This is a genomic window from Salarchaeum japonicum (assembly GCF_020614395.1).
Lineage (GTDB): Archaea > Halobacteriota > Halobacteria > Halobacteriales > Halobacteriaceae > Salarchaeum > Salarchaeum japonicum.
On record NZ_CP085324.1, the window covers coordinates 908,270 to 927,976 of the forward strand.

Sequence of the window (19,707 nt, forward strand, 5' to 3'; positions counted from 1 at the left end):
CACGTCGCGACGGCGGATAGACCTATTACGGTTCTCGACAATCCCCGTGGTAACGCGACGAACTCCATGAAGACAGACAGCGACCCGACGAGCGAGGAGGAGTTCCACGACGAACTACGGGCGTTGCTCGCGGCGGCCCACGAACGCGGCGTGGACGTTCGGGGCGGCTGGGACTGCCGGTTCGACGACGGTGGCCCCGACTTCGAGGTGGTGGTCGTGGAGGCGCAGAAACCCTAGTCGAGCGCGTCGAGGTCGGGGAGGGCGGGCGCGCCCTCGACGTCCTCGCGGACGACCTCGATGGCGTTCCGGAGTGAGCCGTGTTCCGCGAGGTAGGCGACGCCGACGCTCGACTTCACGACCTCCGCGGCTTTCCCGGTGAGGACTTCGGGGCCGAGCTGTGCGACCGCGCCGTCCCCGACGCTGACCAGCCAGCCCGGGCTCTCGAAGCGCCACTGCTCCAGCCGGGGGTCGAACCCGTCTGTCTCCTCCAGGGACGCGAGGAGGTTGCGGGCGGCGACGTCCGTGGCGCGCACGGCGGCCTGCGCGCTCGCCGGGACGACCGCGCCGTCGGCGTCCACGACCCTGGCGGCGTCCCCGACCGCGAACGCGTTCTCCGCGAATTCGAGCGTCCCCCGGACGCCCCGGCGTTCGCCGTCGAGCGCGTCCGGCCCGCGGATGCCGCCCGTCCAGACGAACTGGTCGTAGGCGATGGGGTCGCGTTCCGCGAACTCGACTTCGGCGTCGGTCGTGCCCGTCACGGCGGCGTTCGTGTGGACGGTGACGTCGAGGCGGTCGAGTTCGCGGCGGACGGCCCGCCGGAAGTTCTCCGGGAACCCGGTCGTCACGTCCGCGGAGCGGTCGACGAGCACCACGTCCACGTCGTCTTCGACGCCTTCCTCGCGCGCGAGCGCGGCGAACTCGCCCGCGACCTGCACGCCGGAGAGCCCCGCGCCGCCGACGACGACCGTGCCGCCGCCCGTGTCGAGAACGCCCTCGAAGTCGCGGCGGGCGCGCGCGGCGTGTTCGAGGCGCTTCATCGGCGTCGCGTGCTCCTCCACGCCGGGGAGGTCGTAGAACGCGGTCTGCGCGCCGAGACAGACCGCGACCGCGTCGTACTCCAGGTCGCCGCCGTCGTCGAGACTCACGGTCTTCGCGTCGGTGTCGATGCCGCGCACGGTGTCCTCTCGAACCTCGGCGCGCTCCGTGAGGTCGGTGAGGGGGATGGTGATGGCGTCCGTGAGGCCGGGTTTCCGGATGACGCGGTGGAGTTCGTGCTGGACGAGGTGGTCGCCCGTGTCGTCCACCAGGAGTAGTTCCGCGTCCCTGGGGAGGCGGTCTTCCAGTTTCCGCGTGAGCAACAGTCCCGCGTATCCTCCGCCGAGCACGACGACTCGCATACGCATAGATGCCGCGCCGCCACCGAAAAGCCACCGGCCCTAGAACAGCGCCTCGCTCTCGTCCAGCACGCGCGCCGGCCCGCCGACCTCCCAGACGCGCGTGTCGACGCCCGTCGCCGCGATGGCGTCCTCGACGTCCTCGGCGTGTTCCGCGGTGGTGTTCACGTAGACGGTCGCGCCCGTGTCCGTCGAGAACCACGCCGGCGTCCCGTCCGCTCGCAACTCCCGCACGGTCTCGAACACCTCCAGGGTGTCGGGCTTCCAGTACACCCAGCCGGCGGGACCGGTCATCGTGGTCGCGGCGAGCGAGAGCGAGTCGTGCTCCGCGGTCTCGAACACGCGCTCCGTGTCGCCGGCGCGGACGGCGTTCCGCATCTCCGCGAGCTGGTCTTCGACGTGGACGCGGCGCGCGTCGAACATGTGGCTGTCCTCGGCCTCGTCGTGCGCGGCCTGCGTCTCCTTGTACGCCGGAACCTCCGCGATGACGATGCGGATGTCCTCCTCAAGGCTGTCGGCGGCGTCGAGGCGGTGGCTCCGGCACTCGGCGTCGCTCATCCCGCCGCCGAGGTCGGAGTACCCGCCGGTGACGGCGCGCGCGGCCGACGCGGAACCGCGGCGGGCGATGGTGGACATCTCGGGGTGGCTGAGGTCGAGGCCCGCGGCCTCGCAGGCGGCGACGGCGGCCGCCGCGAACCCGGAAGCGGAGGAGCCGAGGCCGATGTTCGTCGGGAAGTCGTTCTCGCTCACGAGTCGCGCGCGGGTGTCGATGCCGGCGCGCTCGCGCACCTCGTCCAGCACGCTCTCGATGCGGTCGGCCCCGCTCCCGGTCACGCGGTCGCCGCCGATGACGTACTCGTCCGCGTCCAGGTCGTCGTCGAACGCGACGGTCGTGGTGGTGTTGGCGGGCGCGGTGCAGACGCTGATGCTGTCGTGGTAGGGGTAGCGCGCGTCGTGGTCGCGCATCCCGTGGTACTTCACGAGCCCCTGAATCGGGTGGGCTTTCGCGGTGGCCTTCATACGTCGTAGGCGTCGCGTCGCCGGCATAAACGCCCCGGAAGCCCCCGGGCGGCGCAAAAACCTTTGTCGTGGCATCTCGTGGCACGCGTATGGAGAGCGTGAATCCAGCGACGGGAGAGCGAGTCGAGACGTACGACGAACACGACGACGGGGACGTGGAGGACGCGCTCGCCGCCGCTGACGACGCGTTCCAGGACTGGCGGGAGGTGCCGATTCGGGAGCGCGAGAAACTGCTCGCGAACGCCGCGGACGTGCTCCGGGAGAACAAAGAGCGGTACGCGAAACTCATCACGCGCGAGATGGGGAAACCCATCGAGCAGGCGCGCGCGGAGGTCGAGAAGTGCGCGTGGGGCTGTGAGTACTACAGCGAGCACGCGAGCCAGCACCTCGGGGACGAACCGCGCGCGAGCCCCGCGGGCACGGAGGTGTTCACGTCGTACGAGCCGCTAGGGACGGTGCTCGCGGTGATGCCGTGGAACTACCCGTTCTGGCAGGTGTTCCGGTTCGCCGCGCCCTACCTCACCGCGGGCAACACGGGGGTTCTGAAGCACGCGTCGAACGTCCCCGGGTGCGCGAAGGCCATCGAGGAGGTGTTCGTCGAGGCCGGGTATCCCGAGGACGTCTTCCAGACGCTCCTCGTCGGGTCGGGGAAGGTGGACGACATCCTCGCGGACGACCGCGTGAAGGCCGCGACGCTCACCGGGAGCGGGCCCGCCGGGCGCGCGGTCGCGGAGACCGCTGGACGCCACCTGAAGAAGACCGTGCTGGAACTCGGCGGGAGCGACCCCGTCGTCGTGCTGGACGACGCGGACATCGACGAGCACATCGAGACGATGGCGCAGGCGCGCTACCAGAACACCGGCCAGTCCTGCATCGCGGGCAAGCGCTTCATCGTTCACTCGGACGTGTACGACGAGTTCCTCGACGCCTTCCTCGACGAAGTCGATGGGTACTCGGTCGGCGACCCCGAGAACCCCGAGACGGACGTGGGGTCGATGGCGAGCGAGGGCCTCATGGAGGAACTCCACGAGCAAGTCCGAGAGAGCGTCGAGGCGGGCGCGACCGTCGAACGCGGCGGCGAACCCCTGGATAGAGCGGGCGCGTTCTACCCGCCGACGGTGCTCACGGACGTGCCGAAGGGCAGTCCGGCGGACGAACAGGAGTTGTTCGGACCGGTCGCGTCCGTCTTCGAGGTCGATAGCGAGGCGGAGGCGGTGGAGAAGGCGAACGACACGGACTTCGGTCTCGGCGCGAGCGTCTGGACGGAAGACCGCGACCGCGGCGAGCGCGTCGCCCGCCAAATCGAGGCCGGCTGTACGTACGTGAACCAGCTCACGAAGTCCGACCCGCGCGTCCCCTTCGGCGGTATCGGCATCTCCGGGTACGGCCGCGAACTCGCGAGCGACGGCATCCGCGAGTTCGTGAACCGGAAGACGGTCTGGATTGAGTAGGTCTAAGCGCCCGGCGCTCCCTCCCTCGGTATGGGCGAACGTCCCGATTCTCGGAGCGCACACGTCGAGGAGGTCATCGACCGACTCAGCGACGAGTACCCGGAACCCGAAATCTCCCTGAACTTCTCGAACCGGCTCGAACTCCTCATCGCCGTCGTGCTGTCCGCGCAGTGCACGGACGAGCGCGTGAACAAAGTCACCGCCGACTTGTTCGAGAAGTACGACTCCGCCGAGGACTACGCGAACGCGGACGAGGACGACCTCGCAGAAGACATCAACTCTATCACGTACTACAACTCGAAGGCGGGCTACATCACGAACGCCTGCGCGAAAATCGTCGAGGAGCACGACGGCGAAGTGCCGGACTCGATGTCCGACCTCACCGACCTGCCCGGCGTCGGCCGGAAGACCGCGAACGTCGTGCTCCAGCACGGCCACGACATCACGGAAGGCATCGTCGTGGACACGCACGTCCAGCGCATCAGCCGGCGACTGGGCATCACCGAGGAAGAACGCCCCGAAGCCATCGAGGACGACCTGATGGACGTGGTTCCCCGCGAACACTGGAAGAACTACACGCACTGGCTCATCGCGCACGGCCGCGACACCTGCACCGCCCGCAATCCCGACTGCGCGGACTGCCTCCTCGAAGACATCTGTCCCTCCTCAAAACTCGACAACAGCGTCGACCTCGCCAGCGGCGACGCGTGGTAGGAAAACCCCGAACCGCTTACAGTCGGTAGTCGTTCTGCGCGGACCGTTTTCTGCGGCGGGCACGGGCGGCCCGCCGCGAAAACCCTCCACGAAAAAACCGCGTCCGCCTAGAGCCGGTAGTCGTGTTCGCCGTCCTCGCTGTCGAGGAACGCGGTGACGAGGTCGATGGTTGCGTCGATGTCGTCGCCGTTGGCGGCTTCGACGGGCGTGTGGAGGTAGCGGGTGGGGATGGACACCGCGCCGACGGGTTTCGCGCCGTGCGTGTTCTGGAAGCCGGCGGTGTCCGTGCCGCCCGCGGGGAGGACTTCGAGCTGGTGGTCGATGTCCTCGGTTTCGGCGACGGTGCGGAGGCGCTTGTGGACGTTCGGGTTCGTGATGACGCTGCCGTCCTTGAGCTTTATCGCCGCGCCTTCGCCGAGCGTGGTGACGTAGTCGGCCTCGTCGCTCACCTGCGGAACGTCGTTCGCGACGGTCACGTCGAGCGCGAGCGCGAGGTCGGGGTCGAGGTCGACGCCGAGCGCCCGCGCGCCCCGCAGACCGACCTCCTCCTGCACGGTCGCGGCGAAGTGCACCGTCACGTCGGGGTCGATGCGCTTTGCGGCCTCCAGCATCGCGAACAGGCAGACGCGGTCGTCGAGGCTCTTTCCGGTGACGTTCTCGCCCACCCGTTCGGTGCGCTGGTCGAGCGTCACCTGGTCGCCGACGGAGACGAGGTCGTCGGCGTCGTCGCCGTCCAGTCCGAGGTCGACGTACACGTCGTGCACCTCGTCTTTCTTCCCCTGCTCGTCCTCGTCCTGGGTGTGCGGCGCGAGCGACCCGATGATTCCGGGAACGTCCTTCTCATCGGTGTGGACGGTGACGCGCTGCGCGCGGAGGATGCGGGCGTCCCAGCCGCCGAGCGCGTCCAGCTGGAGGAAACCGTCGTCGGTGACGTGACGCACCATGAATCCGATTTCGTCCATGTGCGCGGCGACTGCGACCTCGTAGTCGGGGTTCTCCGCGCCCTCGATGGTCGCGACGACGTTCCCCATCGAGTCCGTGCGCAGTTCGTCCGCGACGCCGTCGAGTTCGCGGCGGACGATGTCCCGGATTCGGTCTTCGTAGCCGGGGACGCCCCGGGCTTCCGTGAGTTCCTTCAGCAGATCGAAGTCGAACGACATACCGAGAAATCAGCCGACCACGCGTATAAAACGACGCGTTCCGGACTATACGTCCCGTTCCACGACGAACCGCGTGAACTCCTCTAAATCCGCCTGCGCGTCCGGCGTCAGCGGCACGTCCACGAGGTGGTCGCGGGCGTCCGCCGCGAGGTCGAGCGCGCGCTCCCGGGCGTACGAGAGGCTGCCGGTCTCCTGGATGATGTCGATGGCGTCCAGCACCATCTCGTCCGTGGTGTCGTCGCTCGCGAGGATCGTTTCGAGGCGGCTGGCCGCGTCCGCCTCGGCGTTCTCGACGGCGTGCACGGTCATCAGGGTCTTCTTCCCCTCGTGGATGTCGTTCCCGAACGCCTTCCCGAAGTCGCCCGCGCGGTCGAGCGAGTGCTCGATGTCGAGGATGTCGTCCCCGATCTGGAACGCGATACACAGCGTCTCCATGTAGTCCGCGAGCGCGTCCTCTATCGCGGGCGGCTGGTGGGTGACGATGGCGGCGAGCCGGCCGACGATGCGGCCGAGACACCCGGTCTTGCACGCGCACATCTCCATGTACTCGGCCTCCGTGAGGTTCACGCCGTCCTCGTTGTGCCAGTGGATGTCCATTCCCTGCCCGAGGTGGGTGCGGTTCAGTTCGTACGTCAGCATCTCGTAGACCGCGAGCCGGGTCTCGTCGTCCAACTCGGCGGGGTTCCGGGACACCACTTTGAGCGGGATGAAGTAGAGCGCGTTCCCCGCGTTCAGCGCCACGTCCTCGCCGTAGCGGTGGTGGAGGGCTTCCTCGCCCCGGCGGAGGGTCGCGCCGTCCTCCACGTCGTCCACGATGATGGTGCCGTTGTGGAGGATTTCGGGCACCGTCGCGTACGGCAGGAACCGCTCGGGGTCGCCCCCGAGTCCCTCGATGATGCGGAGGAACGCGACGGCGCGCCAGCGCTTCCCGCCGCGGTCGAGGAGATCCCAGACGGGGTCGTGCAGGCCCTCCGCGAGGGCGTCCGCGTCGTACTCGTACCGCGCGTCACCGAAGAACTCCGCGACGTACGCCTCGTCGGGGTCGCGGGGGAGGACGCGCGCGATGGCTTCGTCCACGGCGGGCCGCCACTCGGCCAACGTCTCGCGCATACCCCAGGAGAGGATGTCACCGCGCAAAAAACTTCAGTTCCCCCGCGCACCGTTCCACAATCCTTAACGTCGAACCGCGCACAGGTGTGTCCATGAGTGACGAACTCGAAGCCGAACTCCGCGCAGAGCTCACGGACGCGTTCGAGAACGCCGACTACCCCGTGAAAAACCAGATGGGGCTCGTGCCCGCGCTCCCGAACGGCCCCGCGACGAAGTTCGAGGCCGGCGACGGCGAGGTCTCCTTCACCGCGATGGAACTCGCGTCCAAACTCAGCGGGAACGCCGACTTCCCCTACGACGACGTCGAGAGCCTCGTCGACGACATCATCGAGGGCCTCAAGGACGACGGCACCCTCTAACGTCGGCGTTCCAGCGGCTGAGAACCGCCCCCGTGTTTTTCGTGCGTTCGCGTCGAACAGTCGCGCATGGAAGTGCGAGTCGACCGCCTCGGCGTCCTCGGCGTGCTGGGCGTCCTGGGTGTTGTGACGAACGAACCGGCGCTGTTCGGCCTGTTCGCGCTGTTCGCGTTCTTCGCGAGCGACCGCACGATACCGGTCGGCGAGTAGGCCGTACCGGCAACCCACTCGGTCTCCCGTAACCGTTAGGTGCGTCCTGCGTGGACTCTCGGGTATGACCGAGTGGATCGGCGACACCTTCACTTCTGACACTGGCTGGAACCACCTCGAACGACTCGTGGACGTCGGCGACCGGATGGCCGGAAGCGACGGCGAGCGGGCGGCCGCGGAGGCGACGCGGGACGCGCTCGCGGAGTACGCAGACGACGCGTGGCTGGACGAGTTCGAGATTCAGGGCTGGGAGCGCGGACGTTCGGAAATCGAGGCGGGCGACACCGAACAGGACTGCATCGCGCTCCCGCGGTCGCCCGCCGGCGACGTGTCGGGCGAGTTCGTCGACCTCGGGTACGGGCTCCCGTCGGACTTCGAGGAGCACGACATCGAGGGGAAGGTCGTGATGGTCGCGTCGAACGTCCCCGACTACTTCGACCGCTTCATCCACCGCCGCGAGAAGTACTACTACGCCGTCGAGGGCGGCGCGGCCGCGTTCGTCTTCCGGAACCACGTCGAGGGCTGTCTGCCGCCGACGGGGAGCGTCGGGAACGCGGACGCCCCCATCGGCGACATCCCCGCCGTCGGCGTGTCGAAGGAGGTCGGTTCCCGGCTCTCCCGGCGCTTCGACGGCGACGACGTGTCCGTCTCGGTGGACGCGGAGACGCCCGACGCGACGAGCCAGAACGTGCACGCGACGCTCGGCCCCGACACGACCGAGGAACTCCTCGTCACGAGCCACGTGGACGCGCACGACATCGCGGAGGGCGCGATGGACAACGGCGCGGGCACGGCGATGGTCGTGGAACTCGCGCGCACGCTCGCCGAGCGCGAGGAGGAACTCGACACGAAGGTGCACTTCGTCGCGTTCGGCGCTGAAGAGGTCGGGCTCGTCGGCTCCGAGTACGACGCCGCGAAGCGCGACCACGACGACATCGAGGCCGTGCTGAACTTCGACGGCGTCGTCCGCGGCCGCACGCTCTCCTTTACGACGCACGGGTTCGACGCGCTCGCGGACGCCGCTGAGCGGGTGGGCGAGCGGTTCGGCCACCCGGTGACGACGACGCCCGAACTCGGCCCGCACTCCGACCACTGGCCGTACACGCAGTGGGGCGTCCCCGGCTACCACGTGATGAGCGAGACCGGTGACGAGGGCCGCGGCTGGGGGCACACGTTCGCGGACACCCTCGACAAGCTCGAAGCCCGGGACTTCCGCGAGCAGGCCATCCTCCTCACCGACCTCGCCGTCGACCTGGCGAGCGACGAGTTCGCGGTCGCGCACGCCAGCCCCGCGGACATCGCGAGCCAGCTGGAGGACGAGGACAAGGCGAAGGGGATGAAGATAACGGGCGACTGGCCGTACGACGAGTGAGTCGATGACGGGACTCTCGGACGTGGAGACGGTGGGCGTGCGCGGCGAGCGTGCGGACGCCCTCGCGGCGTTCGTCGCGGAGCACGACCGCGACCCCGTGACCGGCGACCCCGGGGCCGTGGCGGACGCCGACCTCGTGGTGGCGGACGGCGAGGCCGCGCTGTACGACCTCGTGCGCGCCGGCGCGGACGCGCCCGTGCTCGTGCTCGGGGACGTGCCCGGCATTCCGTCCGCCCGCTGGGAGCGCCACGCGAACGCGATGACGCACGCGTTCGTCGGGAACGCGGGCGTTCACGCGACGCCGCTCCTGTCCGTCCGCGCGGACGGCGAGACGTACCGGGCGCTCGCGGACGCGATGGTCGTCACGGACGAACCCGCGCGCATCTCCGAGTACGGCGTCCACGCGGCGAACGAGACCGTGGACACGGTGCGCGCGGACGGCGTCACGGTCGCCACGGCGGCCGGTAGCAGGGGATACGGGAGCGCCGCTGACGGCCCCGTCGTCGCGCCCGGCGTGGACGCCGTCTCCGTCGTCCCCGTCGCGCCGTTCCGCGTCGACCAGTCGAACTGGGTGCTCCCGCTCCCGACCGACCTCACCGTCGAGCGCGAAACCGCCGACGTGGTGTTGCTCGTGGACGACCGCGAGGTCGCCACGCTCGACCACGACGCGACGGTTCGCATCGACCACGGCGGCACGCTCCCCGTCGTCACCACGCCCGAGACCACCGGCTTCTTCGACTGACGACGCCGCGCTTCACTCCGTAGACACGCGGAGCTCCACGTTCCGGCGTTCGCCTTCGAGGTCGGCGACGACGCGCTCGACGACGCGCTCGCCCTCCTCGACGACGCGTTCGGCCGCCTTCTCCACCACCCAGTCGAGGCTGACGAACGCCGGGAGCGACACCGCGTTGTCCGCCGACGCCGGGTCGTACTCGACTTCGAGCGTCACCCGCGACCCCGCGCCCGACTCGGTTTCCACGGGGTCGATTCGCCAGCGCCCGCTCGCGTCGAGGTCTTTCGTCACCTCCCACTCGATGCGGTGTGGCGGCTCGACCGCCGTCACCTCGGAGTGGACGGTGTAGGTGAGTTTCCACCACGAGAAGTGGAGGCGATAGCGGGTGCCGGGACCGCCGTCGCCGGACTGGTCGACGCCCGTGAGGTGTTTCGAGTACGCGGCGTACCCGGGGAAGTCCAGCAGGAACTCGTACGCCTCGCTCGGCGGGATGCGGACGACGGTGCTGACCGAGAGCCTGTTCACGGCCTGCCCTGGGTGCGCCCGGGGCTTAGTTCGCTCGCCGGAACCGGGACGCTTCTCAATCCCCGCCGTCTTCTCTCGGGTATGTCCGACACACCCACCGTTGGCATCGTCGGCGGCGGCGTCGCCGGCCTCACCGCGGCGACGTTCACCGCGCGCGCCGACCTCGAAACGACCGTGTTCGACGCGGGCGAATCCATCTTCGCGCGGAACGCGCACGTCGAGAACCTCCCCGGGTTCCCGGCGGGCGTCAACCCCCGAACCTTCCTCGACCTGACGCGCGAGCAGGCGACCGAATCCGGCGCGAACGTCGTTGACGCCGAAGTCGCGGACGTGACCGCGACCGGCGGCGGCTTCGAGGTCACCGCGGACGAGACCCACGAGTTCGACTTCGTCGTCGTCTCCTCGTGGTCGGACGCGTCCTTCCTCGACGACCTCGGCCTCGACTTCATCGAACAGGGGACGAAGACGTACCTCGACACGAACGGCCAGGGCCGGACCGGCGTTCCCGGGCTCTACGCGGCGGGCCGGGTCGCGGGCCGCTACCACCAGGCCGTCGTCTCCGCGGGGAGCGGCGCGGAGGCCGCGCTCAGCCTCATCGAGGACTCAGACGTGCCCTTCTACCACGACTGGGTCGCGCCCGAGGGCTACTTCACGGGCCGCGGTCGCGAGGTGCCGCCGGGCTGTGAGGAAATCGACGAGGCGGAACGCGAGCGCCGCGAGCGCGCGTCGATGGAGCGGATGCGGGAGGCGTTCAGCGAGCGCCACCCGGACACGCCGACGATGCATCCGTCCGTCGAGGAGTAACCCCGTCGCACGCTACCACGCCACATTATTTCTACGGCTATTCCTGAATAACAAAACTCAAAAGGGCGGAACCAATATCCTCGCTTGCTCCTCGGTGGAGCGGTGGTCGGCACGACGGCGTTGGAAGTGGTTGGATGACAGACGCTGTCAGCGGCCGACCACCACTCGACTCATTGAAATAGCGCCACATAAAAGTGTGCTCTGGCTGGTATATTTGCGAGCTACGCGTGGTCTACGACGCGCACCGCGTACGACGCGTCCAGCGCCGCAGTCCCGCGCCGCACGAACCAGACCTTCGTCGTCTCCGCGCCCGTGATGCTCGTGTCCACCGCGACGTGCGCGCGGAGCGTGCCGTCGTAGCGGTCGAACCCCGTGAGACACGCCGCGCGCGGACGCGCCCGGTTCCGCACGAACACCACCGCGAGCGCGCGCTCCCCGAAGTCCGTCCCCGCGACGAACGACGCCGCGTACTCCGGGAGGGCGTCGTGCCACTCCGGGCGCGACCGGTACACGTCCATCCCCCGCACGCGGCCTCCGACGAACCGGGGCGCGTCCGCGAACGTCACCTCCCGAACCTCGCCGCCGACGGGATTCGCGCACGCCTCCGGGAACGACTGGCTCGTCCGCGAGCGGAGCGTTGGCGTCGCGGAGCGCGCGCTACACCCAGCGAGCGCCGCGAGCGCGGCCGCCGACACGAACGCTCGTCGCTTCACACTCCAGACCTGTCACGACACGAATTATATGTTGGGGTCGGGGCGCGTTCTCCAAACTACTTTGACGGTGCTCGCCCTCTCCTCGGACGAATGCTGGAGGGAGTGAACGTCGCGCTCGGCGTCTCCGGGAGCATCGCGGCGGTGAAGGTAGTCGAGTTGGCGCACGAACTCCGCCGCCGCGGCGCGTCCGTCCGCGCCGTGATGACGGAGAGCGCGCAGTCCATCGTCCACCCGTGGGCGGTCGAGTTCGCCACCGACGACGACGTCGTGACCGACATCACCGGCCGCGTCGAGCACGTCGAACTCTGCGGCCGCGACGGCTGGGCGGACGTGTTCCTCGTCGCGCCCGCCACCGCGAACACCGTCGGGAAAATCGCGAGCGCCGTGGACGACACGCCCGTCACGACCTGCGCGACCACCGCGCTCGGCGCGGACGTACCCGTGGTCGTCGCGCCCGCGATGCACGAGCCGATGTACGACCACCCCGGCGTCCTCGACGCAATCGACCGCGTGCAGTCCTGGGGCGTCTCCTTCGTCGACCCGCGCGTCGAGGAGGGGAAGGCCAAAATCGCGACCGAGGACGCCATCTGCCTCGACGTGGCGCGCGCCGCTGGCGACCGCCCCCTGGAGAACCGCCATGTCGTCGTCACGTCGGGCGCGACGAGCGAACGCATCGACCCCGTGCGCGTGCTCACGAACCGCGCGTCCGGCAGGACGGGGCGGGCCGTCGCCCGCGCGTGCTACGTCCGCGGGGCCGACGTGACGCTCGTGCACGACGGCGACGACGCCCCCTACGCGACCGTCGAACGCGTCGAGTCCGCCGCGGAGATGCTGGACGCGACGCTCGACGCCTGCCGGGACGCCGACGCGCTCGTCTCCGCGGCCGCCATCAGCGACTACACTGTCGAACCCAGTCCCGAGAAGATTCGGAGCGGCCAGGAACTCACGCTCGACCTCGAACCCACGCCGAAACTCATCGACGAGGTTCGAGAGACCCACCCCGACCTCGCTATCGTCGGGTTCAAGGCCGAGACCTCCGGCGAGGACGACGAGATGCTCGAACAGGCCTGCAAGACCCTGAAGCGCGCCCGACTCTCGTTCGTCGTGGCGAACGACGCGAGCGTCATGGGCGGCGAGGACACCCGCGCGCTCCTCGTGGACGCCGACGAACACACCGAGTTCACGGGAACGAAGACCGGACTCGGCCTGCGAATCGCGGACGAACTCGCGCGCGTCCTCGGCCGGCAGAACGACTAACACCCCGGCTTCGCTAGCGTCGGACGTGCCCTCCCTCGACAGTGTGCGGACGCGCTGGAGCGAACTGACCGCGTTCGACTCGACGGGCGTCGCGGTCGTCGTGGCCGTCCTCACGGGCGCGCTCACGTTCGTGGTCGCGCTCGGCGCGCTCTCCGTTCTCGAACGCGTCGTCTCCTACTCGTCGCTCCTCGGCGTCGCGACGACGATAGTTTCGTTCGTCTGTTCGTACGCGGCCGTCTGTTACGCCGCGACCAGCGTCATGGAAAAGCGACGTGGTTAGTCGTCGTCCTCGGGCCAGTCGGCGTTCCCGAAGAACTCGACGCCCATCTTCTGCGCGGAGCGCGAAATCATGTGCGCGCCGGTCGGCGTGGTGAGGAAGAGGAAGACGATGCCGACGAGCGACGTGAGGCCCTCGCCGGACGGGCCGAAGTAGACGAACCCGGCGAGGAAGATGGACGCCGCGCCGAGCGTGGTCGCCTTCGACGTGGCGTGCATGCGGTTGTACACGTCGGGCAGGCGGAGCAGGCCGAGCGTGCCGATGGTGAGGAAGACGCTTCCGACGACGAGCAATGCGGTGACGACGGCGGCGGTGAGCGTGTTCATTGGATGATGTCCCCCTCGATGACGTACTTCGCGACGGTGACGGTGCTGACGAACCCGACGATAGCCAGGACGAGGCCGATGAGGACGAACAGGCCGCGGCCGGTCGCGAGCGCGAACAGGACGCCGATGGCGACGACGTTCGTGCCGATGGTGTCCAGCGCGACGACGCGGTCGGGGACGGTCGGCCCCTGAATCACGCGATAGCTACAGGCGAGCGTGAGGAGCGCGGCGACGACCAGCGAGGCATGAATCGCGTAGTCGAGGAACGCGGGGACGGCGGCCTCACTCGCCACCGGACTCACCCCCGTTCTCCGCGTCCCGCTCGGGGACGGGGTCGCCGGGTTTCAGTTCCTCGTCGAAGATGACGAGCGCGTAGTCCTCCCACGTCCGGATGGGGTCGATGACCTCCTCGTCCGTCGTGGCGGCCATTGCGTGCACGTAGAGCGCGTTCTGGTCGTCGTCGTAGTCCATGGTGAGCGTGCCGGGTGTGAGCGTGATGCTGTTCGCGATGGTCGTGATGGCGATGTCGCGTTCGACCCGCAACGGAACCGTCACGACCCGGGGTTCGATTGGGAGTCGGGGGTCGACGACGCGGCGCGCCACGTCGAAGTTCGCGGTGAGGAGTTCCCAGAGGAACACCGCGATGTAGAGCACCGCGTAGGGGACGGTGCGCGCGAGGCGCACGAGGTTGACGCGGCCGGTGAAGAACTCGCGGAACACGTACGCGGTCGGGAGGCCGAGCGCGAGGCCGATGAGGGACTCCTGGGCGAGGTTCCGCGCGGTGAAGCGGACGCCCCTGACGAACAGCCAAAGGACGGCGAGCGCGACGCCGGTCGCCTGCCAGCGCTTCACGGGGAGTTTCACGCGTGACCACCTCCCTGTTCGAGGACGGACGTGATGTACGCGGTGCGGTCGAGCGCGGCGTCAGCGCCCGCGCGGGCGAACTCCAGAATCGGGTTGAAGCCGACGCCGGCGGCGACGACGCCGAGCGCGAGCGCGACGACGCACGCCACCTGCACGCTGTCGGCGTCCCAGCCCGCGACCGCGGCCGACTGTTCGCCCCAGAACCCGCGGTTCCAGGCGTTCGAGACGTAGGCGACGGTGAGTATCGCGCCCACCAGCGCGGCCGCGAGTCCGACGACCACGTCGGTCTGCGCGAGCGCGTCGAACACGAGGAACTTCCCGAAGAATCCGACGAGCGGCGGGATGCCGACGAGGCCGAGGCCGCCGAGAAGGAACGCGCCGGCGACCACGGGCGACTGCCGTGCGAGGCCGCCGAGGTCGTCCAGCCGCCTCGTCCCCGCGGCGTCCTCGACGACGCCGGAGAGGAGGAAGAGCAGGCTCTTCGCAAGCGCGTGGGTGAGCGAGTAGACGAGCGCGGCGGCGATACCGACGGCGGCGAGTTCCGGGCGGAGCGCGGCCGCGGCGAGCGCCGCGAAGATGAACCCGACCTGGCCGATGCTCGAATACGCGAGCAGGCGGTCGAGGTCGTGCTGGCCGACGGCGGCGATACCGCCGAACAGCATGCTCAGGACGGCGCTGGCGAGCAGGACGATGCCGAAGAAGCCCAGGACGGTGTCGCCGGGCACGGCGAGGTCGGTGAGGGGTGCGGCGGCGAACACGGTGAAGTAGAGGCGGATGACGGCGTAGACGCCGACTTTCTTCACGACGCCCGCGAGCACGGCGGAGACGGGCGCGGGCGCGGCGGCGTACGCGTCCGGCACCCACCAGTGGAAGGGAACCGCGCCGGCCTTCACCATGAACACCGCGAACAGGAGCGCGGTGAGGCCGAGGACGGGCGCGACGTGGACGCCGTACTGCTGGGCGTTCGCGAGGCGGTGCGCCATGTCCGCCATGTTGAGCGTGCCCGTGGTGGCGTACAGGCCGCCGATGGCGAGCAGCATGACGGCGCTCCCGACGAGGTTGAGCACGACGTACCGGAGGGTCGCGGTCGTCTGCTCCGGCCCCGAGTAGAAGACGACGAGGACGTAACTGGAGAGGAGCATCACTTCGAACCAGACGAAGAGGTTGAAGATGTCGCCGGTGAGGAAGGAGCCGGTGACGCCGACCACCATCAGGTGGAAGAGCGGGTGGAAGGACACCTTCTGGCCGAACGCGGAGACGTGGCGGGTCGCGTACACGAGCGCGGGCAGGGTGACGACGGCGGAGATGGCGAGCATGAACGCCGACAGCGAGTCCGCGACGAGCACGATGCCGTAGGGTGCGACCCAGTCTCCGAGGTGGTAGACCGCGGGGCCGCCCGAGGGGTAGACCGCGGTGACGAGCCACGCGACGGCGGCGACGTACCCGAGTCCGCCGAGCACGCTGAGCGCGCGCTGAACGCGGCCGAACCGCCGGGTGAGGAGCGTGAGGATGGCTGTGCAGAGTGCGACGAGTAACGGCGCGATGACGAACTGATTCATAGTTCCTCCAGGTCGATAGTGCCGTGTTCTTCGTAGACGCGGTACGTCAGCGCGAGCGCGAACGCCGTCGTCCCGAACCCGATGACGATGGCGGTGAGGACGAGCGCCTGCACGAGCGGGTCGGTCGTCCCCGAGAACGGCGGGCCGTGGTGGCTCAGCACGGGGACGGAACCCGCGATGTCGCCCATCGTGATGAGGTAGGCGTTCGCGGCCTGACTGATGATGGTGACGCCCCAGACGACACGCACCACGTCCCTGCGGAGGACGAGGTAGGTGCCGAACGCGAACAGCGCGCCGAGCACGACGGCGAGGGTCGTTTCAGTCATTCTTCACCCACCACCGAGAGAATCGTGAGGAGGCTGCCGACGACGACGCAGTAGACGCCGAAGTCGAACACCACCGCGGACGCGAGTTCCATGTGGTCGTAGAGCGGGAAGGACGCGTACGTGTAGCCGTACGACATGAACGGCATGCCGAGCGCGACGAAGGCGAGGCCGCTCCCCGCGGCGACGGCGAGACCGACGGCGAACAGCCGGCGGTAGTCGGAGACCAGTCCGTGCTGGATGTGTTCGACGCTCCCGCCGATGGAGCGCTGGAAGACGGTCTCTTCGAGGAAGTCGAGGCCGTACGCGATGTAGACCAGTGCGAGGCCGGTGGCGGTGAGGACGCCCGCGATGAACCCGCCGCCGGGGAGGTTGTGGCCCTGCAGGAACAGCGCGAACGACGTGATGAACACGATGGGAACCGCGAGCCGCGTGACCGTGCGGAGGATTATCGTGCTCATTCCGCCTCACCTCCGCGTTCCCGCATCGCGATGAGGGTCACCACGGAGAGCGCGGCGATCGCGACGACGGCGATTTCGCCCATCGTGTCGAACGCACGGAGGTCGACGAGGATGACGTTCACGATGTTCGTCCCGCCGCCCTCCTCCACCGCGAGTTCGACGATGTGTTCGGTGTCGATGCCGGAGACGGGGTTCATGCTCGCGGACGGGTCGCTCCCCGCGGTGGCGAGCAGGACGGTCACCGTGACCGTCGCGCCCACGAGCACGGAGAGACCGGCGTCCCGGAGCTTCCGGGAGAGTCGGGTCTCGCCGTAGTAGGACGGCAGTCGGTCGAGCACGAGCAGGAAGATGACGAGCACGAGCGTCTCGACGACGAGCTGGGTGAGCGCGAGGTCGGGCGCGCTCGCGAGGATGTAGAAGATGGCGAGCATGAACCCGAGGATGGAGAGCGTGAGCACGCCCGTCGTGTGCGAGGGCGCGACGGTCACCGCGGCCGCGGCGACGACGGCGGTGACGAGGACGAGGAGGAGCGGAATCGACAGCGAGTACGAGAGCGGGGGCAGGGACGCGCCGACGGCGGCGTACCCGGCGAGCGCGAGGCCCGCGGTGGCGGCGAGCGTCCAGGCGGCGTACGTGCGGAGCTGGCCGGTCTGGACGACGCGCGCCGCGCCCCGGGAGACGCCGTCGAGGCCGCCGACGGCGGTGTCGTACCACCAGTCGGCGCGAACCGGCGGAACCGCGCGGAAGAGCGCGTGGAGCGCGTCGTGGATGCGACCGTACGCCGGATAGGCGACGAGGCCGAGCGCGATGGTCGCGGCGCTCATCGCGAGCGCGGGACTGACGTACGTCGGAACGTAGTAGGAGAACTCGTGGCCGCCGTGGCCGCCGACGGTCGTGCTGTTCACGATACCGGCGACGAACTCCGTGATTGGCGCGAAGCCCGCGTGGAATGACGCGAGCAGGCCGTTGAGGCCGATGGTGCCCGCGACCACGGCGAGCAGGACGGGCGGCGCGAGCATCGTCAGGGGCGGGCGGTGGACGTGCCCGAGGCCGCTCGGCTTCTCCCCGAAGAACAGCATCAGGAAGCGCACCGAGTAGAGGAACGTGAACACGCTCCCGAGCACGGCGACGGCGGGGACGACCCACGCGAGGCCGCCCGCGTGCGCGGCGAACTCGTACGTCGTCTCGAAGAGGAACTCCTTCGAGTAGAACCCGTTGAACGGCGGGACGCCCGCCATCCCGAGCGCCGCGACCACGGTGACGGCGGCCGTGATGGGGAGGTCGCGCCTGAGGCCGCCGAGTTCGCTGATGGTTCTCGTCCCGGCTTCGTGCGCGACGATGCCGGCGACGAGGAAGAGGGGCGCTTTGAACATCGCGTGGTTCAGGATGTGGAACGCGCCCGTCTCCGCGCCGAGGACGGACGCGAACCCGAACCCGGCGACGATGAGACCGAGGTGGCTCGCGGTGGAGTACGCGAGCAGTTGCTTGATGTCGGTCGCGGCGATGGCGAGGACGGCGGCGACGGTCATCGTGACGAGGCCGAGCGTCGCGAACAACAGCGTCCACTCGTCGGTGGCGAGGACGGGGCGGAGGCGGCCGACGAGGTAGACGCCGGCTTTCACCATCGTCGCGGAGTGGAGGAACGCCGACACCGGCGTCGGGGCTTCCATCGCGTCCGGCAGCCAGATGTGGAGCGGAACCTGCGCGGACTTCGCCGCCGCGCCGATACCTACCAGAACGACGACGGGCAGGAGGACGCCCTGCGAGCGCAGGGCCTCCCGGACGAGTTCGGGCTGGTCGAGCATCGTCGCGATGCTGAACGTCCCGGTGGCGTTCGCGAGCAGGACGAACCCCACGAGCATGAACAGGCCGCCGCCCACGGTGACGAACATGGACTTCCGGGCGGCGTACAGCGACGACTCCTGGCCGGAGTAGTGGCCGATGAGGACGAACGAGGCGATGCTGGTGAGCTCCCAGAACACGAAGAGCGCGACGAGGTCGGCGGCGAGCGCGACGCCGAGCATCGACCCCATGAACGCGAGCAGGGTCGCGTAGTACTTCGCGAGGCCGGGTTCGCCGTGCATGTAGCCCGCGGAGTACGTGAACACGAGCACGCCCACGCCCGACGCGAGGAACGCGACGAGCAGGGAGAGTCCGTCCACGTACAGGCTCAGCGAGACGCCGAGCGCGGGAATCCACTCGACGGCGACGACACCCTCCGTTCCGTACTGGGACGCGGCGAGCCCGAAACAGGCGAGCGCCACGACCGCCGCGAAGTACGCCGTGCGCTCGCCCAGCGCGCGATGGACGAGCGGCGTGACCGCGGCGGCGACGAACGGCAGTGCGAGGAGCGCGAGCACTACCGGTAGGTCGGGGGTTGGTTGCACGGGCGTACGATGGGGTACTCGTAACTTAATCGTTCGCTCTTGGCGATTCGTCAGTTTTTACTCTCGGCGCACGTAGCGTCAGCATGGATAGGCTCAAGCGGTCTCTCCTCGACGCGCCGATCATCGAGAAAGAGGGCTACCAGTACTTCGTTCACCCCATCAGCGACGGCGTTCCCGTCCTGGAACCCGAACTCCTCCGGGAGATAGTCATCAAAATCATCCGGAAGGCCGAAATCGAGGGTGTGGACAAAATCGTCACGCCCGCCGCCATGGGCATCCACATCTCCACCGCGGTCAGCCTGATGACGGACATTCCGCTCGTCGTCATCCGCAAGCGCTCCTACGGCCTCGAAGACGAGGTCTCCCTGACCCAGCAGACGGGCTACTCGGAGTCCGAGATGTACATCAACGACGTGCACGCGGGCGAGAAGGTGCTCGTGCTCGACGACGTGCTCAGCACGGGCGGCACCCTGCGCGCCATCACGGACGCCCTCGACCACATCGGCGCGGACGTCAGCGACGTGGTCGCGGTCATCAAGAAGGAGGGGCCGAACGAGCTCGACGAGTCCGACATCGACGTGAAGACGCTGATAAACGTGGACGTGGTGGACGGCGAAGTCGTTATTACGGACGCGGACGGCGACTACTGACGAGACGCCGCCTCGCGCGCCCGTAACGTATTTTCATGATG

At 69.0% G+C, this 19,707-nt stretch carries 24 protein-coding genes; 11 read left to right on the top strand and 13 right to left on the bottom strand.

Annotated elements, in window-relative coordinates:
* Window positions 1–66: 66 nt before the first annotated feature.
* A complete protein-coding gene (locus LI334_RS05230; RefSeq protein WP_227262118.1) occupies window positions 67–237 on the top strand; it encodes a cytochrome P450 in 171 nt (56 codons plus the stop codon).
* Here LI334_RS05230 and LI334_RS05235 read toward each other — a convergent pair.
* Both LI334_RS05235 and mvaD read right to left on the bottom strand, forming a co-directional pair.
* Window positions 234–1,397, bottom strand: coding sequence for an NAD(P)/FAD-dependent oxidoreductase (locus LI334_RS05235; RefSeq protein WP_227262119.1), 1,164 nt, complete (start codon window positions 1,395–1,397; stop codon window positions 234–236). The two genes, LI334_RS05230 and LI334_RS05235, sit on opposite strands and share 4 nt — an antisense overlap.
* Window positions 1,398–1,436: 39 nt before the next feature.
* Window positions 1,437–2,414, bottom strand: coding sequence for a phosphomevalonate decarboxylase MvaD (gene mvaD / locus LI334_RS05240; protein ID WP_227262120.1), 978 nt, complete (start codon window positions 2,412–2,414; stop codon window positions 1,437–1,439).
* A gap of 68 nt (window positions 2,415–2,482) precedes the next feature.
* On the opposite strand from mvaD, the gene LI334_RS05245 reads away from it, so the two are divergent.
* Both LI334_RS05245 and nth read left to right on the top strand, forming a co-directional pair.
* Window positions 2,483–3,865, top strand: coding sequence for an NAD-dependent succinate-semialdehyde dehydrogenase (locus tag LI334_RS05245; protein WP_227262121.1), 1,383 nt, complete (start codon window positions 2,483–2,485; stop codon window positions 3,863–3,865).
* 30 nt (window positions 3,866–3,895) lie between these two features.
* Window positions 3,896–4,579 carry an endonuclease III gene (nth, locus tag LI334_RS05250; RefSeq protein WP_227262122.1) on the top strand — a complete coding sequence of 228 codons (684 nt, stop codon included), beginning with the start codon at window positions 3,896–3,898 and terminating at the stop codon, window positions 4,577–4,579.
* Between the two features lie 107 nt (window positions 4,580–4,686).
* Here the strand turns inward: nth and LI334_RS05255 are convergent, their stop codons facing one another.
* Together LI334_RS05255 and LI334_RS05260 are read right to left on the bottom strand one after the other, a co-directional pair.
* A complete protein-coding gene (locus LI334_RS05255; RefSeq protein ID WP_227262123.1) occupies window positions 4,687–5,739 on the bottom strand; it encodes a M42 family metallopeptidase in 1,053 nt (350 codons plus the stop codon).
* A gap of 45 nt (window positions 5,740–5,784) precedes the next feature.
* The gene (locus LI334_RS05260; RefSeq protein ID WP_227262124.1) at window positions 5,785–6,849 is read right to left on the bottom strand and encodes a polyprenyl synthetase family protein; all 1,065 of its coding nucleotides are present in this window, start codon (window positions 6,847–6,849) and stop codon (window positions 5,785–5,787) included.
* A gap of 92 nt (window positions 6,850–6,941) precedes the next feature.
* Here LI334_RS05260 and LI334_RS05265 point away from each other — a divergent pair, with 92 nt between their 5' ends.
* From LI334_RS05265 to LI334_RS05280, 4 genes are all read left to right on the top strand, one after another.
* Window positions 6,942–7,208 carry an MTH865 family protein gene (locus LI334_RS05265; protein ID WP_227262125.1) on the top strand — a complete coding sequence of 89 codons (267 nt, stop codon included), beginning with the start codon at window positions 6,942–6,944 and terminating at the stop codon, window positions 7,206–7,208.
* Between the two features lie 66 nt (window positions 7,209–7,274).
* Window positions 7,275–7,415 (top strand): hypothetical protein, encoded by a 141-nt coding sequence (locus LI334_RS05270; protein ID WP_227262126.1) that lies wholly within the window; start codon window positions 7,275–7,277, stop codon window positions 7,413–7,415.
* Between the two features lie 64 nt (window positions 7,416–7,479).
* Window positions 7,480–8,787 (top strand): M28 family peptidase, encoded by a 1,308-nt coding sequence (locus LI334_RS05275; RefSeq protein ID WP_227262127.1) that lies wholly within the window; start codon window positions 7,480–7,482, stop codon window positions 8,785–8,787.
* Between the two features lie 4 nt (window positions 8,788–8,791).
* Window positions 8,792–9,529 carry an NAD(+)/NADH kinase gene (locus LI334_RS05280; RefSeq protein ID WP_227262128.1) on the top strand — a complete coding sequence of 246 codons (738 nt, stop codon included), beginning with the start codon at window positions 8,792–8,794 and terminating at the stop codon, window positions 9,527–9,529.
* A 12-nt stretch (window positions 9,530–9,541) separates the two neighbouring features.
* Here the strand turns inward: LI334_RS05280 and LI334_RS05285 are convergent, their stop codons facing one another.
* Complete coding sequence (locus tag LI334_RS05285) at window positions 9,542–10,045, bottom strand: SRPBCC family protein (RefSeq protein ID WP_227262129.1); 504 nt, start codon at window positions 10,043–10,045, stop codon at window positions 9,542–9,544.
* Window positions 10,046–10,126: 81 nt separating this feature from the next.
* Here LI334_RS05285 and LI334_RS05290 point away from each other — a divergent pair, with 81 nt between their 5' ends.
* Entirely contained in the window at window positions 10,127–10,849 is a 723-nt protein-coding gene (locus LI334_RS05290; RefSeq protein WP_227262130.1) for an NAD(P)-binding protein, read from the top strand.
* A gap of 221 nt (window positions 10,850–11,070) precedes the next feature.
* Here LI334_RS05290 and LI334_RS05295 read toward each other — a convergent pair whose 3' ends face one another.
* Window positions 11,071–11,562 carry a hypothetical protein gene (locus LI334_RS05295; RefSeq protein WP_227262131.1) on the bottom strand — a complete coding sequence of 164 codons (492 nt, stop codon included), beginning with the start codon at window positions 11,560–11,562 and terminating at the stop codon, window positions 11,071–11,073.
* Window positions 11,563–11,652: 90 nt separating this feature from the next.
* On the opposite strand from LI334_RS05295, the gene coaBC reads away from it, so the two are divergent.
* Together coaBC and LI334_RS05305 are read left to right on the top strand one after the other, a co-directional pair.
* Window positions 11,653–12,819, top strand: coding sequence for a bifunctional phosphopantothenoylcysteine decarboxylase/phosphopantothenate--cysteine ligase CoaBC (gene coaBC / locus LI334_RS05300; RefSeq protein ID WP_227262132.1), 1,167 nt, complete (start codon window positions 11,653–11,655; stop codon window positions 12,817–12,819).
* Between the two features lie 25 nt (window positions 12,820–12,844).
* On the top strand, window positions 12,845–13,099 hold the full coding sequence (locus LI334_RS05305; protein WP_227262133.1) for a hypothetical protein: 255 nt from the start codon (window positions 12,845–12,847) through the stop codon (window positions 13,097–13,099).
* On the opposite strand, the gene mnhG is transcribed toward LI334_RS05305, so the two are convergent.
* The 7 genes from mnhG to mbhE are packed head-to-tail and all read right to left on the bottom strand — an operon-like array spanning window position 13,096 to window position 19,016.
* Window positions 13,096–13,422: a monovalent cation/H(+) antiporter subunit G gene (gene mnhG / locus LI334_RS05310; protein WP_227262134.1), complete on the bottom strand. Its 327-nt coding sequence runs from the start codon at window positions 13,420–13,422 to the stop codon at window positions 13,096–13,098. The two genes, LI334_RS05305 and mnhG, sit on opposite strands and share 4 nt — an antisense overlap.
* The gene (locus LI334_RS05315; protein ID WP_227262135.1) at window positions 13,419–13,715 is read right to left on the bottom strand and encodes a monovalent cation/H+ antiporter complex subunit F; all 297 of its coding nucleotides are present in this window, start codon (window positions 13,713–13,715) and stop codon (window positions 13,419–13,421) included. The genes mnhG and LI334_RS05315 overlap by 4 nt, the downstream gene beginning before the upstream one ends.
* Window positions 13,705–14,286 (bottom strand): Na+/H+ antiporter subunit E, encoded by a 582-nt coding sequence (locus LI334_RS05320; RefSeq protein WP_406675869.1) that lies wholly within the window; start codon window positions 14,284–14,286, stop codon window positions 13,705–13,707. The genes LI334_RS05315 and LI334_RS05320 overlap by 11 nt, the downstream gene beginning before the upstream one ends.
* Window positions 14,283–15,845 (bottom strand): complex I subunit 5 family protein, encoded by a 1,563-nt coding sequence (locus tag LI334_RS05325; RefSeq protein ID WP_227262136.1) that lies wholly within the window; start codon window positions 15,843–15,845, stop codon window positions 14,283–14,285. Before LI334_RS05325 ends, LI334_RS05320 begins: the two co-directional genes overlap by 4 nt.
* A complete protein-coding gene (locus LI334_RS05330) occupies window positions 15,842–16,171 on the bottom strand; it encodes a sodium:proton antiporter (RefSeq protein ID WP_227262137.1) in 330 nt (109 codons plus the stop codon). The genes LI334_RS05325 and LI334_RS05330 overlap by 4 nt, the downstream gene beginning before the upstream one ends.
* A complete protein-coding gene (locus tag LI334_RS05335; RefSeq protein WP_227262138.1) occupies window positions 16,168–16,629 on the bottom strand; it encodes an MnhB domain-containing protein in 462 nt (153 codons plus the stop codon). The genes LI334_RS05330 and LI334_RS05335 overlap by 4 nt, the downstream gene beginning before the upstream one ends.
* Window positions 16,626–19,016, bottom strand: a complete 2,391-nt coding sequence (gene mbhE / locus LI334_RS05340) for a hydrogen gas-evolving membrane-bound hydrogenase subunit E (RefSeq protein ID WP_227262139.1) — start codon at window positions 19,014–19,016, stop codon at window positions 16,626–16,628. The genes LI334_RS05335 and mbhE overlap by 4 nt, the downstream gene beginning before the upstream one ends.
* 83 nt (window positions 19,017–19,099) lie before the next feature.
* Here mbhE and hpt point away from each other — a divergent pair, with 83 nt between their 5' ends.
* On the top strand, window positions 19,100–19,666 hold the full coding sequence (gene hpt, locus LI334_RS05345; RefSeq protein ID WP_227262140.1) for a hypoxanthine/guanine phosphoribosyltransferase: 567 nt from the start codon (window positions 19,100–19,102) through the stop codon (window positions 19,664–19,666).
* The last annotated feature ends 41 nt before the right edge of the window (window positions 19,667–19,707 follow it).

What these genes read in the sequence shown, in the direction of transcription:
- LI334_RS05230 (WP_227262118.1), top strand. Translation starts at nt 67, where the DNA reads ATGAAGACAGACAGCGACCCGACGAGCGAGGAGGAGTTCCACGACGAA.
- LI334_RS05235 (WP_227262119.1), bottom strand. Translation starts at nt 1,397, where the DNA reads ATGCGAGTCGTCGTGCTCGGCGGAGGATACGCGGGACTGTTGCTCACG.
- mvaD (WP_227262120.1), bottom strand. Translation starts at nt 2,414, where the DNA reads ATGAAGGCCACCGCGAAAGCCCACCCGATTCAGGGGCTCGTGAAGTAC.
- nth (WP_227262122.1), top strand. Translation starts at nt 3,896, where the DNA reads ATGGGCGAACGTCCCGATTCTCGGAGCGCACACGTCGAGGAGGTCATC.
- LI334_RS05255 (WP_227262123.1), bottom strand. Translation starts at nt 5,739, where the DNA reads ATGTCGTTCGACTTCGATCTGCTGAAGGAACTCACGGAAGCCCGGGGC.
- LI334_RS05260 (WP_227262124.1), bottom strand. Translation starts at nt 6,849, where the DNA reads ATGCGCGAGACGTTGGCCGAGTGGCGGCCCGCCGTGGACGAAGCCATC.
- LI334_RS05265 (WP_227262125.1), top strand. Translation starts at nt 6,942, where the DNA reads ATGAGTGACGAACTCGAAGCCGAACTCCGCGCAGAGCTCACGGACGCG.
- LI334_RS05270 (WP_227262126.1), top strand. Translation starts at nt 7,275, where the DNA reads ATGGAAGTGCGAGTCGACCGCCTCGGCGTCCTCGGCGTGCTGGGCGTC.
- LI334_RS05275 (WP_227262127.1), top strand. Translation starts at nt 7,480, where the DNA reads ATGACCGAGTGGATCGGCGACACCTTCACTTCTGACACTGGCTGGAAC.
- LI334_RS05280 (WP_227262128.1), top strand. Translation starts at nt 8,792, where the DNA reads ATGACGGGACTCTCGGACGTGGAGACGGTGGGCGTGCGCGGCGAGCGT.
- LI334_RS05290 (WP_227262130.1), top strand. Translation starts at nt 10,127, where the DNA reads ATGTCCGACACACCCACCGTTGGCATCGTCGGCGGCGGCGTCGCCGGC.
- coaBC (WP_227262132.1), top strand. Translation starts at nt 11,653, where the DNA reads ATGCTGGAGGGAGTGAACGTCGCGCTCGGCGTCTCCGGGAGCATCGCG.
- mnhG (WP_227262134.1), bottom strand. Translation starts at nt 13,422, where the DNA reads ATGAACACGCTCACCGCCGCCGTCGTCACCGCATTGCTCGTCGTCGGA.
- LI334_RS05325 (WP_227262136.1), bottom strand. Translation starts at nt 15,845, where the DNA reads ATGAATCAGTTCGTCATCGCGCCGTTACTCGTCGCACTCTGCACAGCC.
- LI334_RS05330 (WP_227262137.1), bottom strand. Translation starts at nt 16,171, where the DNA reads ATGACTGAAACGACCCTCGCCGTCGTGCTCGGCGCGCTGTTCGCGTTC.
- LI334_RS05335 (WP_227262138.1), bottom strand. Translation starts at nt 16,629, where the DNA reads ATGAGCACGATAATCCTCCGCACGGTCACGCGGCTCGCGGTTCCCATC.
- hpt (WP_227262140.1), top strand. Translation starts at nt 19,100, where the DNA reads ATGGATAGGCTCAAGCGGTCTCTCCTCGACGCGCCGATCATCGAGAAA.